The organism is Vibrio sp. Vb1574 (genome assembly GCF_033338675.1).
The window spans coordinates 1-1,088 of sequence record NZ_JAWOTC010000411.1 but is presented as its reverse complement, the minus strand read 5'-3'; the positions used below and the strand labels follow the sequence as shown (position 1 = coordinate 1,088).

The following is a 1,088-nucleotide window of genomic DNA, read 5'->3' as shown; positions in this document are numbered from 1 at the left end:
GACTTTAGCATCACCGCTTAATGCAGGCATTGCAGCAAGGTGGTTCCACGGCTTCATCTCATCCAAACCGTGCACTTGCGCCATCAATTTACCGGCTTTTTGACCAATATCACGACTGTCCTTCGCCACTTTCATCATGGCAGCCAAGGTTTCAGATTGAATGCGGCTACCGTACAAACTTGGATCTAAAAAGTGTACCTCTCGCTTAGTCGAGCGCTTTTTGTTTTCAGTTAAACGCCAGCCTGCAAGTGCATTTAAAATCGCGGCGAAAGACTCTTGGTGCGTTTCCATTGCTTTTTGGACGCCACGCCATGCCGCTTCTTGGCGGTCAAACTCTGAACCGTAAAGGATACTTGCAGCTTGGGAGAAACCGAGCTCTTCAGTAGTGCCATCAGCATGGTCTAACGTAACCTTTAACGAACCCGTCAAGTTGTCGTACAAATTGCCCCACGCAGATTTGCCATCGACACTCATCGCAGCTAAAAGCTTCTCTTCTTCCATACTCAAGCGTGTATCTGCCAGTTTTCTCGACTCCATAATAGAGAAAGCTTGACCGCTGATGTCTGGATTTTCGTGATCGAGAACGCGAGCAATGAACTCATCATCTGCATGCGTTAAGGTAAGTTCGAAAGCACTAAACGCTTGAGACAATTCAGAGAAAATACGCATCATACGACCAGAAAGCGCTTTCGCTTCGGCGTTAGTAGCGTTCACTGATGAGTAGCAATTTGCGAAGTTATAGACCGTGCCCGCCAAGCGACTTGCTGCTTCGTTGGTCAGAATGGCATTTTGCATCACTTCAACATTTTCACAATCTTGCGATTGCTTATTCAGCAGGTCAATACATTGCTCAACAAGTGCGATATCGTCTTGAATTCGAGGGTCGGCAAGGTCGTTGTAAACGATGGATAAGTCCCAACTAGGAGTGGTCATTTTTTAGAGTTCCTTTTGATGTAATCGAATCGGTCTTTCCTCTTCCTCCTAACAAAATAGGATTTAGAAAGCCGATTTCTTCCATGACTAGGGCTGCTTTTCTTCCTTGATTTGTTTCGCGTTGAAGGCCAACAGCGCCTGATTTTAATCTTCTA

At 45.9% G+C, this 1,088-nt stretch carries 1 pseudogene; it reads right to left on the bottom strand.

The features are described from left to right. Positions 1-933 (bottom strand): annotated as a pseudogene (locus R7O12_RS26515) (oligoendopeptidase F); the annotation flags it as partial. Between the last annotated feature and the right edge of the window lie 155 nt (positions 934-1,088).